The sequence below is a fragment of the Rhodococcus sp. 1R11 genome, from assembly GCF_004563845.1.
Classification (GTDB): Bacteria; Actinomycetota; Actinomycetes; order Mycobacteriales; family Mycobacteriaceae; genus Rhodococcoides.
In genome coordinates this window covers 95,534-110,401 of the sequence record NZ_SPNG01000015.1, presented here as the reverse complement: position 1 = coordinate 110,401, position 14,868 = coordinate 95,534, and the positions used below count along the sequence as shown (strand labels likewise).

Here is a 14,868-nt window from a genome sequence, read left to right as displayed (position 1 = left end):
TTGTGGATCACGAGCACTTGAGCTCGATGGCATTCCCGTAGTGCTTCGGTGAGTATACATCTGCCGCACCAACTAGGGCTGCGTCGACGGCAATCCTCCAGGTTCTCGGGCCGAGGTGAATGCATCGGGAGTTGGCGGCGACCCAAGTGGTGCTACCACTTCCGGGGCGTCGGTTTGTTTCTGTATTGAATGAGTCTGCGCGATCTTGCCAGTTCCCATTGGCATCGAGGTATTGCAGATTCGCTCGCAGATTGGCCCGCGCATTTGGGGGGCAATTTACTAAGGGTTCCCACCAGCCATGGCTCGAAGCAGTTGGCGGAACGACTACACCACCTTTCTTGGATGTTGATATATGCATCCTGTCGTTGTTAATTGTAAAAGCGCAGTATCCGCCGCTGGCGATCTGAAGTTGGAGAACTGGCGATGCCTGAATATCAATAGTTCCGCCCTGAAAAGTCTGCGAGAACACTGCCGCCGGGGTGGTAATTTGATCAGTTGTTGGGTACCCAAACTGCCCAGTTTCGTAGCCAGTCTCCGCCCAGCTGTTCAGTATGTGACCTGTGACGGGATAAGCGCCGGTTGCAGGTGACCAGTAGATCACGCCATTTTGAAAGCGTGCCATCTGCCCGAGTCCGTCGGGCAGTGGAGCGATTTGGTCTTCGATCGGGTATCCCAGGAAGCTTCCTCCTGGTGCCGATCCACCTACTGTATTCCACTTGTCCCGAATTGGGCCGTTCAGAATAACGGAACCGACGGCGTTCTGAAATGCAACGTAGATTGCACCCTGCTGGAACTCCTGTCGGCGACCGCCGTCAGGGAGCACAATCTCATCGGTGGTGGGGTACTTCAGCCTTCCGGCTTCGTAGTTGTTCTGCCCCCAACGGAACAGGAAACTGTTGACCACAGGATGTGCACCGGTAGCAGGAGACCAGTAGATAGGTCCGTTGAAGAAGGTCTGGCGGCGACCGTAGTTGTCCGGGTTCGCGACATCATTGGCAGTTGGGGGCCCGAGGAAACTGGTCGAACCGCCGAGGGAGTCGTACTTGACTCGGATCTCGCCGCAAACCTGAACATTCACAGCTGGCCAGTAGGGTCTGCAGTCGGTCGGTGCGGCCAAGGCGCTCATTCCACGCTGCATCGACTTCTTCTTGAGGAGCTCAGCCTCGAAGATCTCGGCCTTATCGGCGTCTTCTTTCGTGAAACCCTCCGGTAGTTCTTCGCGATCAGAACGCATTTTTCCCGGGATGACAGTGTCGTTGGGGTTCTCGGTCGGCAGCCCGGTATACGGGATCTTCTCCGCGCTAGGTGCGGCATCTGTCGCTGTCGACGGGGACAGTTCAGGCGCGGACTCAGGAACAGTGGACGAAAGGGTTTCAGGTGGGACAGTCGTGCCCAACGGAGCGGGCGTCGTCTCGCAGGCCAGGGTAGGAGAAGTCGACGTGGTGGTCGTCTGGGGAGTCGTTGTCGGTGACGTGGTTGTCGTGGGCACCGGTGCTGCACACTGTTCCGTCGGCGATGCCGTTTGCTGCTGAGCATCCGGGGCCACGGCCGTCGTTGTCGGTGGTGCTGTCGTGGTGGGTTGTGCAAGTGCTATCGACCCACTCGACAGCACGACCAACATTGCTGTACTGGCCGTGAGGAACGAGCGAGCGACAGTTTGCCGTCTGAGCTGTGGAGGCCGCATAGGTCTCGACGAAATATTCATGGGGTCTCCTTGTCTCGCAGTGCGGTTCCCGATCGGTCCGCTCACGGCATCTTCAACGAAGTCACACAGGTTTACAACGGAAACTTAAAACACTTACGTAACAAACCATCTGCACTACCGCCCTCTTCTCGCAAGCGGTCAAATGGCTTGAACTGCAGATGTTTCAGTGCGTAGACCTGCTTACTGGGCTGAAAACGAGCATCTAAAGCTGCCTGTAGTTCGAGCCATAGATCGTTAGCGCCGGGGGTATTGGCGGTGTCCCTCTGAGGTGGGTGCAGGGCGAGGTGTGTGTGCCAGGTCTGATCCCCACCCTGAACGTCGCGCTCTGGCAATTGGTGACGACCGTGACAGAAACGATCGTTTCTGGCACGGGTCGTCGGGGTGTGCACGACTACCTATCGCTACTTGCGCCACTGGGTCACAAAACAGACCACTCCGGCGGCTACCTAGTACTGTCTGATTTGTGAGGAACCTCGACGATTTGCAGGCCGCAGCCTGCTCGCAGCTTGGGCTTACTGTCAAGAGATCGTTGAAATCAGGCGGTCAAAAGACAGTTGCTCTGGTCGACCAATCAGGCCAGGAACGGGTCCTGAAGCTGGTGCAAGTCGGTGCGTCCGACCCAACAGCGCTTGAGAGGTAACGTCGGGAGTTCGGGTTGTTGGCGGATACGAAGCATCCCAACGTCGTGGAGGTTCGATCCGGGCTGGAGGTTCTCGCAGATACAGATTCAAGTATCGATGGTGCGTTCTGGCTTGAGGAGTACTTGGACGGCGAGGATTTGGGTGACCTCGTAGGTACGAAATGGACCTTCGACGACGTAGGTGCCATGGGTCTTGCGGTAGCAGCTGGCGTAGGAGCCCTCCACGAACAGAAAGTAATTCATCGAGACCTCAGCGCGAACAATATTCGTCGTCTGGTCGATGGGAGATACAAGGTCATGGACCCGGGCTTCGCTAAGCACACGCTACGGAGTGGCATCACGGTCGGCGGACAGCCAGGTACGCCAGGATTCATGACGCCCGAGCATCTGCAGGCTTACTCAGGTCCTACACCAGCCTCGGATGTGTTCGCGATAGGTGCGCTCATGTATCTGGCAGCAACGGGTGCACCGCCAATTCCGTACCTTGGCGACGAGATCGACTATGTGAACCGTCTCGTCGTTGCGAAGCACACCCCGCTTGGAACGTTGCGGACAGATTTTCCGACACCGTTATCCGAGGTAATCGAGAGATGCCTTCATCCGCAACCTGTGCGTAGATACCGGAATGCAAAGCGGCTACGCGAGGCGCTTGTCGAGGTGACATCATGAGCATCTTGATTCACGACACCGCCCGAAACACGATGGCTAGTTGGACGTCGAGGGCTGTAATTGCCGGACATGCGCGTGGGGGCGTTCTATCGCCCTTCTCCTCGCCGGTGTCAGGTACCGGGTACAAGCCCGATGCGTCAGTTACGGTCCAAAAAATCCGTGACAACGGTGGTGAAATCTGGTTCGACGCTGCAACTCACGCCCTGGACATGCCTGACGTCGGCGACTTCCGGTATTACGACGAGTGGGACTTGTGGTCTGCCGGCCGCGGATCGCTCGGGACAGAACCGGAGATCCACGACCATGTTCGGCGCGTGTTTGCAATCCAGACCGCGATGTCGGCCCCGCTTCTTGCTCCGACGCGGCTCCTGCACAGCGCACAGAGCTCCACCAGCCAACATGCCTACGAGATTGCTCGGATCGCGATGGAAGAGGGACGCGGGCGCGATGTCTGGGTGTCAGTAGTGGGGGACACTCACTTCTGGTCGGCAGGAAACGAGCTCGACGCCCACATGGGCCTGTTGGATCAGTTGGAACCAGCCGGGTGGTTGCTCACCGTTGCTCGACCCCAAAATTCATGGCCTTCGGTGGTCTCCCCGACCGAGGTGGCTGGTCTGATGCGAACAGTGTTTGCGCTGAGCAAGGAATACGAGGTCATCATCGGTCATGGTGATCTTCAGGCGCTTCCTGCTGTAGCGGCGGGGGCGACGACGGTGGGAACTGGATGGGACGTCCGGCAACGAATCTGTGCGTACCCGGACTACGCCTCTCGCGACGGCGGATCTGATGGTGGACGATGGTTCGAGCGACGTACGTTGGAGATTCTCCTCGGTGCTCTGATGCCCAACGAATACAGCGTGCTTCTGGACCAAGACCTTTCGCGTGCCGAGCGGCTGACGCAGGGAATCATTGCCAGCGGCCCGGGAAATGTCTTCAGTCATCACGCGCGTACTTTGACGTCGATCATCGAAGAACTGAACCTGTTGACTGGAAAAGCTCGGGTTGATCGCTATCGAGACAGGTTGCAGGCCGCACGAGCGGAATGGGTTGAGGTGCAACGTATAACCGGATGTACCTCGGCGGCATCTCAGTGGATCGATCCCTTATTAGCTGGTGTCGACCAGTTCGTAGTCGACGAGGGATGGTGATCTCGCAGCCCTGCCATCAGGTGCTCGAACCCGAGAATTTGATTGACTTTGGATGGCAGTCGAGGCGACGGTTTGCGCACCCACTTGTTGCCCATCACTAGACCGGCCCTATCTGCCTCTATATCCGCTAGAACCGCCTGGCGGCCTTTTTCGCCAACTTCGTCGAGTATCAGAACGTAGTTGTTTGTCCACGTGCGATACCCACGGGCCTGGCGTACTGCCCGCCTCCAGTTGCCTATCTTCGCTTCGATGGCGTACAAGGTTCCACCGGGCGTCATAGCCGATTCGCGTATGTACAGACCTTTGCGCAGCTGCTGGACGGCCCCCTTTCTTTCGAGCACACCTAGTCGACTCTGTAGCGCTTCGAGGTCTGCCGAAAGCTCGTGGGCAATTGTCTCTAGACGTCTGGGTCGACTTGAGTACAGGCTGGCCAGCAGTTGGCAGTCCATTGGGCTGGTGATCGGGTCGATTCCGGATGCTAAGCGGGCTGTGATCTGAGACTTTCCGCCTACGACGGCCGTAAAATCCGGGATGCCGATAGGACCGATCATTTCGGAGATGAGCAGAACGCCGTTGCTCGCGCCAGGCAAGGTAGCTGCAGCTTTGGACGCCCACGGATGTAGCCGTGCTTCCTGTATCGGGTGGTACCGCTGTCCTCCGCGATCCCAGGAGGATGAGTATTGCGAGACGCGGTCCACAGATGAACTGTCCCAGATCGACAGCATTGGGTGGTCTAATGTGCTCATTGGCTGATCACAGATTCAGACTGGTGCATCGACGGAGCTCGCAGATTCCGATAAATCGTTGGCCGGGTAACCCCGAATTCATCGGCGATCTGAGCGACCGTGTACGCACGTTTGCCGTCGGCTCCGCGCTCTTCGTACATCGTGCGAGCCATCTGTACTTGTCGCGCACCGAGTTTCGGCTTCCGTCCACCGGTACGTCCCCGAGCGCGAGCGGCAGCGAGGCCGTCGGCCGTCCTCTCCGACATCAGAGCGTGCTCGAACTCGGCAATCGCACCGAGTATGGAGAAGAACATGCGTCCTACCGGCGTGGAAGTGTCGACGCCCTGGTCGAGGACGACGAGATCGATTTGCCGCTCACGCAGTAGCTCTGCCAGCTCGATCAGGTTGGACAGTGAACGACCGAGCCTGTCGAGTTTCGTGACGACAATCTGATCGCCGGCCCGAGCCATCAACAGTGCTTTCTCGAGACCAGGTCGTCGCGCGAGAACCCCAGAGGCGTGATCGGTGAACACTTCGTCGCATCCGGCCGCTTTCAGTGCGTCCTCCTGCGCAAGCGGGTGCTGATCGCGAGTGGACACACGTGCGAGACCAATCCTCATTCCATGAGTGTACTTAAACGATGGTTTGCGTTACATCGAATCTGTCAGTTTCAGAAGACGGCTGCACTCTTTGCAGGCGTTTCGAGGGTGAGTGCACGTGTCTTCTGACATTCTGATGTCAGAAGTGCGGTGCACGGTCGCGTTCGGCTCTCGGTGATAGGGGAGGCTTGTGATGGACCCCGACAAGCTCGCCATCGTGGAGACCGGTGTGCTGACAGCGTCGGGGGAGCGGTGGTCCCAGGCCGAGGCCCGTTTCGGTGTCCTGGCTCCCTTGCTGGAGATGCATCCGGTGCGTTCGGAAGCGGTCGACGCTGCAGCGCAGCGCTTGGGACTATCCAGGCGGCGGGTCTACACGTTGATCGGCAGGCTCAGGAACGGGACGGGGACAGTCACCGATCTTCTGACGAAGGTCTCGTCGGGTGGGCGTGGCCGCAGCCGAGTAGCGGCTGAGGTTGAGGAATTGATCGGCGACCATCTCACCCGATATTTTCTTCATCGCCAGAAGTTGAGTGTCGCTGCGCTGCATCGACGTATCGCGCTGGCGTGTCACCGCGCGGGTCTGCCAGTGCCGGCCAGAAACACCGTCACCGCACGAATCGCCGCCCTCCATCCGGCATCGGTGGCCAGGTCCCGCGGAGGACCCGATGCCGCCCGCCCGCGTCAGTCCGCCGGCGACAGTCCACCGACAGTTGCGGGGATTCTCGATCAGGTCCAGATCGACCACACCGTCGTCGATGTGATGATCGTCGACGAGTACGAGCGGCAACCGATCGGTCGCCCCTACCTGACGATCGCCATTGATGTCTTCAGCCGTTCCGTACTCGGGTTCGTCGTCACTTTGGAGCCGCCGTCGTCGATATCGGTCGGGTTGTGCCTGGGCCGCGTGTGCTGCGAGAAGCAGACATGGCTGGAGGCATGCGAGCTCGCTGAGCAGGTGCAGTGGCCGATGGCAGGGAAGCCGAAGCAGTTGTATCTCGACAACGCCTCCGAGTTCAAAAGCGAAGCGCTGCGCCGCGGATGCGCCCAGCACGCCATCACCCTCGAATACCGTCCTCCGGGCCGACCGCACTACGGCGGGATCGTCGAACGCATCATCGGGACGGCGATGACGGCGGTGCACGAGCTGCCTGGGACCACCTTCTCGAACCCAGCGGACCGAGGAAGCTACGACTCGGACAAGCATGCGGCGTTGACATTGCGTGAGTTGGAACGCTGGCTGGTCCTGGCCATAGCCTCGTATCACGCGAGTGTTCACGCAGGGATCGGGAACACTCCGGCCGCGGTGTGGGCCGGCGGGGTCGCCGCAGTTGGTCATGCCCCTCGTGTGGTGCTCGGCGAAACCGCGTTCCTGGTGGACTTTCTTCCCGTCATCCGGCGACGTCTGACGCGTACGGGCTTCGTTCTCGATCACGTGCACTACTTCTCGAACGCGCTCAAACCGTGGGTTGCGCGGCGAGAGGATCTGGGGCGGTTCGTGATACGACGTGACCCACGCGATTTGAGCAGAATCTGGGTCCTCGAACCAGACGGTGCCGGCTATGTCGAGGTGCCGTACCGGACGATGTCACATCCCGCGGTGACACTGTGGGAGCACAGAGCTGCTATCACCCGTCTCCGCGAACAAGGTCGGTCGAACGTCGATGAGGGCGCACTGTTTTCGATGATCGAGCAGATGCGCGAGGTCACCGACCGCTCGCAGAAAGCCACCCGCAAAGCCCGGCGCAACCGTGCCCGCCGCATGCATCTCACCGGCGCCGCGTCTGCGCCGATCCCGGCGATCTACCCGCCGGTGGAGCCTCGAGCGGACGGCGGCACCGCAACGCCGGTCTTCAGCGATATCGAGGAATGGTGAGCCGATGACCGCATCGACAGGAAGCAGCGACGAAGCCACCGAGTCGTCCGGTGAGGATTTGGGGCACCTGCGGGAGTCGGTTCGTCCGCTCGCCGCACTCGACGACGCGGACAGGATCCGGTTGATCCGGTCGGAGAGGTGGATTGGGTATCCGCAGGCCCGTACGGTCATCGACCATCTGGAGACGTTGTTGTCGTGGCCGGACCGACAGCGTATGCCGAACCTACTGTTGCTCGGTCCGACGAACAACGGCAAGTCGATGATCATCGAAAAGTTCCGGCGCACTCATCCGCCGATCAGCTTGTCCGATCGCGAGCAGATACCGGTGTTGTGCATGCAGATGCCCCCGGACCCGTCACCCGGCCGGTTCTACCTCGCACTGCTCACAGCGTTGGGAACACCGACCAGGCCCCGCAATCGGGTCCACGAACTCGAACAGCAAGCATTGATGCTGCTCCGCGTCACCGGCGTACGGATGTTGATCATCGACGAGCTCCACAATGTTCTCGCCGGCCGCGACAACGTGCGCCGCGAATTCTTGAACGTGCTGCGGTTTTTGGGCAACGAACTACGCATTCCTCTTGTCGCTGTCGGCACCCGTGATGCTTACCTCGCCATCCGGACCGATCCCCAGTTGGAGAATCGATTCCATCCCATGACTTTGCCGGTCTGGACCAACACTGCCGACACCAGATCACTGCTGGCCAGCTTCAGCACGAGCTTCCCCCTCCGCAAACCCTCGCACGTGACATCACTGGAGATGACCGACTACCTCCTTACTCGCTCCGAGGGCACCATCGGTGAACTGGCAACGTTGCTCACTGCCGCAGCAGTGACCGCCGTCGACAGCGGAGAGGAAGCGATGACCTCATCGGTGCTCACGCGCACTCCGTACCTCGGCCCCACGGAGCGACGCCGCCAGTTCGAACGCCACCTCGCGTGAACGCGCGGCTCGCACCGATGCCCGGTGATGCGTACGTTCGCCCGTGGCCGCTGCACCCGCAGCCACTGCCAGGTGAGGTCCTCTCGTCATGGTTGGCCCGGATATGCGAGCTGTATCCGCACATCAGGCCCTCTGACCTTCTTGCAGAACTCGAAATCGATTGTGCTGTCGAAGATCTCGACCGCTACACACCGGAGCCGATACTTGCCGAGCTGGCCGGTCGCGGTGCAGTCCCGGTAGAGAGGGTGCGGATGATGACGTTGGCGGGGTGGACACCGTGGCTGCTCGACAGCACCGACCCCGCCGGCTGCGACTTCGACACCTACGTCCACCAGTTCTCGATCCTGCTACCGGCCGACCTCGCGAGGGAGGATCGACGACGTCGCACACCCACGAGCGAGGCATGGTTGCCGTGGGCGAGCACTCCGCGTAGTCGGGCATGCCCGGCATGTGTCGACAGCCTCGAATCCACTGCTGGTATCAACATGGCTCTGCTGCAGCAATATCCGGTGCTGAGCAGCTGCCTCGACCACCGTTGTCGACTCGAACCCTGCTCTGTTTTCCCTGGTCATGCGATCTTCTGGGATCAGGTCCGGTTCGGTTCGGACGAACGGGTCTCGCCCGTTCCGGTTCCCTCGGCGGTCACGGACCTCGATCGGCGCAGCACCGAGGCCCTGACGACGGGATGGGTGGAACTCGGCCCAGGCCGGGTACATGCCGCAGTGTGGTTCCGGCTTCTGCGCACCGTCGTCGACGAAGTGTCCTCGCCACTGGTTCGCACCGGACGGTGGGCGACGAGGCTCGTTGCGATCTGGAAGGCCGCCGGTCGTTCTCGCCCGTTGCGGACCGCGTGGGTTCCGTTCGAGGACCTGCACTGGGACGAGCAGGCGAAAGTCCTCAAGGCCGCGGCGATCGCCATTGCGTTGGTCGAGAGCGGTGAGATCGATGCCGGCGGTGCGCACGCATCTCTGCTGAGCCCACGACCCTATGAGCCGGTCGATCCCGGGACAGCTCCGACGCGCTCGTCTTATCCCGCACCCGAGCGCGACCTGTGGGCTGACGCGCACGCTGCGGCCGAGGCCGCCATCGCGGCGGCGCGTGTCGATCCCGCATCCGCCAGTTCGTTGTACAACTTCCTGCGCATGGGGTGCCGCACCGCGGCGGAGCTGGATGAGACGGTGCAACTGTTCCTTGACCACGGGATCCCGCTGCACCATCCGCCGACATAGCTCTCGCCCGATGGAGCGGGGTCGTCCGCGATGTGAAGTGACACCGAAGTTGTCCAATCGGACCAGGTAGTTGTCCACCGCGTTGCTGGGGGAATGCCTGGTCGGGTGCCAAATAACCTGTCCAATGATCGAAAATCTTCGGTCTCTGCGCGTGTTGTCAGTGAAGTTGTCCAACGTGAAGACCAGCCGGAGCCCGTCCTCGTGTTGGCGATGAGGGGGTCTGGACCTGCGGCGATGACAAGGAAGCTAGCGCGGCCGTGGGGAGCTTTCATGCGGGCGGTCTTCAGGAGTGGACATGCCCTGGTCACGATTGGCCAGAAAGGCTGTCAATTGGACAACCAGCGTGTCACTTCACACGCGACGCACACGCGGCGATAGCAGAGGAGCCCGTTTTCGCGCCGGGGTCATAGTCACCAACGTTATTTGTGCGGTGACCGACGAGAATTTTCCTTCCCGCACCGTCTCCGCGGAAACGCCTGCTCAGCGTGCTTTCGGCCTGAGAAGTCTGTCGGGAGGGCCCGCTACAGTCCAGCCATGACAGATCGCCAGCTCGTAGACGGCCCGACCACGATCCCGGCTGTCGTGCCGGGTGCCGCGGCGGTGTTTCCAGACCTACCGCCCGAGGTTGCTGCTCGGATCGAGCGTTCCATGGCCGCGTCCCGCTCGACCGGTACCCGCCGGGCCTACACCTCGGCGTGGCGACGCTTCGAGACCTGGTGCACCGTCGCCGGGCACCACGCGTTGCCGGCGCATCCCGCGACAGTGGCGGCCTACCTCGTCGCCGCGGCCGACACGCTCACCGTCGACGGGACGCGGGCGTACGCGGCCGCGACGTTCGGCAAGTGGATTGCGGCGATCGCCGACCGCCACCGCGCTACCGGACACGACAACCCGTGCGGGCACGAGATGGTGCGCGCCACCCTCGCCGGTATCCGGCGGGACTACGCGTCGGCGGGGGAGCGGCCCCGCAACCCGCGCGCACCGCTGCTGACCTCCGACATCACCACGATCGTCGACCACGCCCGACGCACTACAGCGGGGTGGGCGTCGGAGGTGCTCGAACGCCGCGACACCGCGCTGCTGCTGATGGGATACACCGGCGCATTTCGACGCAGCGAACTCGTAGCGCTGGAATGCCGCGATGTGCGCCGCGACCGTCTCGACGGTGCGCACGTACGGATCCGAAGATCGAAGACCGACCAGGACGGAACCGGCATCGGAACGGTGAAAGCGCTTCCGTTCACCGACTGCCACGAATCCTGCCCGGTCTGCGCGTGGGTGCGATGGCTGCAGATCGTCGCCGCGTTCGACACCGGGGGCAGAGCCGCCGTCATTCGACTGCTTTCTCGCGCAGCACAATTCGACTCCCATCTCTGCCGCGGCACCCTGCCGACCGCCGAGAAACGGTCGCCGCTGTTCCGGTCTGTCCGCAAGAACGGCAACCTCTCCGACACTGTGTTGTCCGGGGCAGCGGTCCATGCGGCGATCCGCCGCCGCGCAGCTCACGCCGGGTACGACCCCGAGACTGTCATGCAGCTCGGCGGCCATTCCCTGCGGGCAGGATTCGTCACCCAAGCCTTCCGTAACGGTGCCGATGCACATGCGATCATGCGCCAGACCGGGCACACCACACCCGCAATGGTCGAGACATATGCCCGCGAGCACGCCCCTCTGGTCGGCAACGCGGTCACCGAACTCGGTCTATGACCGGGCGTGTGACTTCACCCGTGAACGCCGATAGGGCGACCGGGGTAGATGCTGACCACGACGACTGCACCGGTTCGATTCGACCAGCGGATATCACGAACGTGGCGGTGCCGAAGCGGGATCGGCACACGTGGTCACTGTTCGAGGACTGGTGCACCGCCCATGACGAAACACCACTGGCGGCCTCCCCGGATTCACTTGCTCGGTTCCTCTCGGCGCACCCCGCGGCGTCCACGACCCAGCGCCGCCGGATCGCGGTGATCGACGCCGCCCATTCCCGGCACCTGTTACCCCAGCCGGGCCGTGCGGAGGTCGTCCGGGCTGCGCTGGACGTGGCGCGTACGGCGCGCCTGCACGAGCTGGCAGCCGTGATCGGCGGCGTCATCGCGCGCCTCCCCGAATCCGGTTGGCCGTCCGAACTGTTCGCGCGGCGAGACGCCCTCGTCCTGGTCTTTGCCTCGACCGGTCTGCCGTACACCCAGATCGCGGCCCTGCGGCCCTGCGACGTCACCGCCGATCCGAGGATCGATGCCCTTCGTATCGACACAGGCCGCGGCGTTCGCACCGTCACTCCTCTCGCACTGATGGAGACGGGTATCTCGCCGCGGACGGTGTTCCAGCGCTGGTTGGAGGTGCTGGGCCATCACACGCGGTACCCGAACACTCGAATGCTCGCCGACGCTCTCGATGCCGTGGGCGGTACCGGGCTCAGCGGATTCGACCGGTACGTCGATCCGGCCGGTCGACAGCCGCTGTCGACCGCAATCGACCGGTGGGGTCACACCCCGCTGACTGCGACTGCACTTACCGCCCATGCGGTCGCCGACATCGTTCGAGCGCACCTGGACGGACGAGCACCTGTGCACCGACACCATTCGGTGCAGGCACGGCAGCCGAGCACAGATCTCGTACCCAAGCCCGCCTCGGCTTCGCTACTCGACCCCGGCTACTACGAACACGGGACTCGGGCACGCCGAGACGCACACCAGCTACTCGGTGGCGTCGATTCGACGCTCGACGACGTCGAAGAGCGTGCGGATTCACTGTTGAAGCGGCTTCTCGAATTCGTCGAGGCAGAAGTGCCGCCGTGAGGTCGGCCGTTCGTGCCGCGAAGATGGTCCCTGCACCCGTTCAGGCCGCTTCTGTGGCGTGGAGACGCTCGACGAGACCGGGGTGAACCGATCGATCAGATCTCCGCTTGCGTGAACTCGACTGTGTCGCCCTCCGGTGCACCGACATTCCGGGAGCAATCGCCGGAGGGAACTTCGGTTCGGGTGAACCCCTCAGGCTCGGTGTGCGTACACCACAGTGAAGCCCACCGCTGGCGTGGGCACGAGGACAGGACACGTGATGAGCACTTCAAGGTTCCGTATGGCAACGTCGCTGCTCGCGTCGGCGGCGGTGATCGCCCTCGCCGGGTGCGGTTCCACCGAACCCACCGGTTCGGTGGCGGTGTCGAGCACTCCGGTGTCCACGTCGGCGGACGCGAAGGCTGCGACACCCGATGTGGCACCGTCCGAACCCGGACTGGTGGTGTACGCCAGTAACTACTCTGTGAGTGACACGGTCTCTCGGGTACAGCGCGCGCTGGAGACGGCGGGAGCTGTGGCAGCCACTGTGGATTTCGAGAAGTTGGCACAGGGAGCAGGTGAGACGATCCGCCCGACCACCGTGGTGATCGGGGGGAATCCGAAAGCGGCGTCGCCGTTGATCGCCGCGGACCAACGGGCCGCGATCGACCTTCCACAGAAGTACCTGGTCTGGCAGGCCGCCAACGGAACGGTGTTTCTGGCATACAACTCCGCCGAGTACATCGCGACGCTCGCAGGCATCCCGGTCTCGTCCGACGCCCTCGACGGACTCCGGGCCGGCTCGGCATCGACCGCGTCCGATGCGACGGGATCCTCGGCGGCCGCCGCAGAGGGCACCGATGTGTCCGCAGCGCCGGGATACCTGGTCGAGAAGACCAGTGATGCATCGGTTGCAGCGTCCATTGCCCGATACGAGGCAGCGTTCGCGGCCAAGAATCAGCCCACAGTCGCAACCGTCGATCTCGCGTCCGCCGCTGCCGAGACACCTCTGAGGCCCACCATGGTCACCTACGTCGGTAATCCTGCGGTCTCGACTGCGCTGGTCGGAGCGCAGCAGACCATGGGGATCGACCTCCCCGCCCGATACGTGGCGTGGCAGGATGCCGAAGGGATCGTTCACGTGGCTCACCCCGATATCCGTGTACTCGCCGCTCGGCATTCGATCTCGCCGACCAATCCTGTTCTCGACATGGTCGCCGCCGCCACGACCGGTTTCACCGATGCCGCTTCCGGCTCGGGCAGTTAGGTGGACGGTGTCGAATCCGGCTCACAGCACAACCACCAGCTCGTCGATGCGTCCGAAGTCGCCATGTCGGCGCTCTTCCGCGAGCACCAGCACGCAGTGACTCGATTCGTCAGCCGCTACACCCAGACCCGCGAGCAGTGTGAGGACATCGTCCAGGAGACGATGTTGCGCGCGTGGCGCGGGATCGACCGCATCGATGTGACGGCAGCATCGACGCGGTCCTATCTCATGACCATCGCGCGAAACGTACTCACCGATCAGTGGCGGGCGAGCACGAGCAGGCCGACTCTCGTCCACGATCAGATCGCACTCGCCGCCGAGTGCATCGACGACGAATTGGGCGGGGTCCTCGACGGGTGGCTCATAGACGAGTCGCTGCGTCGGTTGTCCGAGGAGCATCGAGCAGTCATCGTGCTCATCTACTACGAGGGTCGAACCGTCTCCGAAGTGGCCGCGCACCTCGATATCGCGGTCGGCACGGTCAAGTCCCGCTCCTATTACGCTGTGCGTGCCCTACGCCGGATCTTCGACGAGTTGGGATTGATTCCATGAGCTCAGCGCACGACGAGATCCGACCACTGCTCGGGGCGTACGTACTCGACGGACTCGAGCGCGACGACCGAGCAGCGGTACGACGACACCTCGACGACTGCCTTGCCTGCCGAACCGAAATCGACGTCCTGGCACCCGTCGCAGGAGTGCTTCGACGTCGCAGGCAGCCAGCAGATCTCTCACCGGTGCACTCGACGGCCGGTGCAGACCAGCGACTCGACCACCTGCTGAGCGCGATGAGGCATCAACGGACCTCCGAGAAGAGGCGGCGGCGAGTGTGGACTGCGGTGTCGGCGACCCTCGTTCTGGGAGTCGCTGCGGCGATCGTCCCGCTCAGTACCCTCGCCCGCTCCGACGATTCGACAACGGTGAACGATGCGGGTGCCCGCCCGCTCGTTCTGTCGAGCACCGTCGGGGCCACAGGTGACCTCGAGCTCACCACGAAAGCCTGGGGCACATCGATCGACGTCGACGTTCAACAACTCCCCGGCGCAGGCATCCTCACTCTGCAAGTGGTCGGCAACGACGGGACTCGACAACAAGCAGCTCAATGGTCGGTCACCGCGAGCCGAGCAGCAGCGGTGACCGGCGCAACGTCCCTTTCTGTCGAGGACATCCACTCGATCGTGATCGACGATCCGGCGGGCAACACGATCGCGCGGGCCTCTCGCTGAGACCGAGTCGTCACGGACACGGGCAGGTTTCGATGCGGTGCCTCGGACAGCGTGTCGGTCGCGTGGC

Annotated in this window: 12 protein-coding genes and 1 pseudogene; 11 read left to right on the top strand and 2 right to left on the bottom strand. The window is 62.5% G+C overall.

All coding sequences use genetic code 11. The annotated features are described in order from the left end of the window. Positions 1-7: 7 nt before the first annotated feature. The gene (locus E4P29_RS22695) at positions 8-1,234 is read right to left on the bottom strand and encodes an LGFP repeat-containing protein (RefSeq protein ID WP_135047289.1); all 1,227 of its coding nucleotides are present in this window, start codon (positions 1,232-1,234) and stop codon (positions 8-10) included. Positions 1,235-1,388: 154 nt separating this feature from the next. On the opposite strand from E4P29_RS22695, the gene E4P29_RS26135 reads away from it, so the two are divergent. The 3 genes and pseudogenes from E4P29_RS26135 to E4P29_RS22685 all read left to right on the top strand — a co-directional run bounded on the left by E4P29_RS26135 (position 1,389) and on the right by E4P29_RS22685 (position 4,162). After that, entirely contained in the window at positions 1,389-1,532 is a 144-nt protein-coding gene (locus E4P29_RS26135; protein WP_167735584.1) for a hypothetical protein, read from the top strand. An 825-nt stretch (positions 1,533-2,357) separates the two neighbouring features. Continuing rightward, a pseudogene (locus E4P29_RS22690) lies at positions 2,358-3,014 on the top strand (protein kinase); the annotation flags it as partial. Between the two features lie 209 nt (positions 3,015-3,223). Continuing rightward, positions 3,224-4,162 (top strand): hypothetical protein, encoded by a 939-nt coding sequence (locus tag E4P29_RS22685; RefSeq protein WP_135047287.1) that lies wholly within the window; start codon positions 3,224-3,226, stop codon positions 4,160-4,162. Between the two features lie 742 nt (positions 4,163-4,904). On the opposite strand, the gene E4P29_RS22680 is transcribed toward E4P29_RS22685, so the two are convergent. Further along, complete coding sequence (locus E4P29_RS22680; protein WP_135047286.1) at positions 4,905-5,507, bottom strand: recombinase family protein; 603 nt, start codon at positions 5,505-5,507, stop codon at positions 4,905-4,907. A gap of 172 nt (positions 5,508-5,679) precedes the next feature. Here E4P29_RS22680 and E4P29_RS22675 point away from each other — a divergent pair, with 172 nt between their 5' ends. The 8 genes from E4P29_RS22675 (at position 5,680) to E4P29_RS22640 (ending at position 14,801) form a co-directional block, all read left to right on the top strand. Then, positions 5,680-7,359 carry a Mu transposase C-terminal domain-containing protein gene (locus tag E4P29_RS22675; RefSeq protein ID WP_094648402.1) on the top strand — a complete coding sequence of 560 codons (1,680 nt, stop codon included), beginning with the start codon at positions 5,680-5,682 and terminating at the stop codon, positions 7,357-7,359. Positions 7,360-7,363: 4 nt separating this feature from the next. After that, positions 7,364-8,302, top strand: a complete 939-nt coding sequence (locus E4P29_RS22670) for a TniB family NTP-binding protein (protein ID WP_121113358.1) — start codon at positions 7,364-7,366, stop codon at positions 8,300-8,302. Beyond that, entirely contained in the window at positions 8,299-9,531 is a 1,233-nt protein-coding gene (locus E4P29_RS22665) for a TniQ family protein (RefSeq protein WP_229745858.1), read from the top strand. The genes E4P29_RS22670 and E4P29_RS22665 overlap by 4 nt, the downstream gene beginning before the upstream one ends. 534 nt (positions 9,532-10,065) lie before the next feature. Next, positions 10,066-11,238, top strand: coding sequence for a site-specific integrase (locus tag E4P29_RS22660; RefSeq protein WP_027494235.1), 1,173 nt, complete (start codon positions 10,066-10,068; stop codon positions 11,236-11,238). 101 nt (positions 11,239-11,339) lie between these two features. Beyond that, complete coding sequence (locus E4P29_RS22655; RefSeq protein WP_052059180.1) at positions 11,340-12,329, top strand: hypothetical protein; 990 nt, start codon at positions 11,340-11,342, stop codon at positions 12,327-12,329. 280 nt (positions 12,330-12,609) lie between these two features. Then, the gene (locus tag E4P29_RS22650) at positions 12,610-13,575 is read left to right on the top strand and encodes a DUF302 domain-containing protein (RefSeq protein ID WP_027494237.1); all 966 of its coding nucleotides are present in this window, start codon (positions 12,610-12,612) and stop codon (positions 13,573-13,575) included. Then, positions 13,576-14,127, top strand: a complete 552-nt coding sequence (locus E4P29_RS22645) for a sigma-70 family RNA polymerase sigma factor (RefSeq protein ID WP_027494238.1) — start codon at positions 13,576-13,578, stop codon at positions 14,125-14,127. Continuing rightward, a complete protein-coding gene (locus tag E4P29_RS22640) occupies positions 14,124-14,801 on the top strand; it encodes a zf-HC2 domain-containing protein (RefSeq protein WP_027494239.1) in 678 nt (225 codons plus the stop codon). The genes E4P29_RS22645 and E4P29_RS22640 overlap by 4 nt, the downstream gene beginning before the upstream one ends. Positions 14,802-14,868: the final 67 nt, after the last annotated feature.

What these genes read in the sequence shown, in the direction of transcription:
- E4P29_RS22695 (WP_135047289.1), bottom strand. Translation starts at nt 1,234, where the DNA reads ATGCGTTCTGATCGCGAAGAACTACCGGAGGGTTTCACGAAAGAAGAC.
- E4P29_RS22685 (WP_135047287.1), top strand. Translation starts at nt 3,224, where the DNA reads ATGCCTGACGTCGGCGACTTCCGGTATTACGACGAGTGGGACTTGTGG.
- E4P29_RS22680 (WP_135047286.1), bottom strand. Translation starts at nt 5,507, where the DNA reads ATGAGGATTGGTCTCGCACGTGTGTCCACTCGCGATCAGCACCCGCTT.
- E4P29_RS22675 (WP_094648402.1), top strand. Translation starts at nt 5,680, where the DNA reads ATGGACCCCGACAAGCTCGCCATCGTGGAGACCGGTGTGCTGACAGCG.
- E4P29_RS22670 (WP_121113358.1), top strand. Translation starts at nt 7,364, where the DNA reads ATGACCGCATCGACAGGAAGCAGCGACGAAGCCACCGAGTCGTCCGGT.
- E4P29_RS22660 (WP_027494235.1), top strand. Translation starts at nt 10,066, where the DNA reads ATGACAGATCGCCAGCTCGTAGACGGCCCGACCACGATCCCGGCTGTC.
- E4P29_RS22650 (WP_027494237.1), top strand. Translation starts at nt 12,610, where the DNA reads ATGGCAACGTCGCTGCTCGCGTCGGCGGCGGTGATCGCCCTCGCCGGG.
- E4P29_RS22640 (WP_027494239.1), top strand. Translation starts at nt 14,124, where the DNA reads ATGAGCTCAGCGCACGACGAGATCCGACCACTGCTCGGGGCGTACGTA.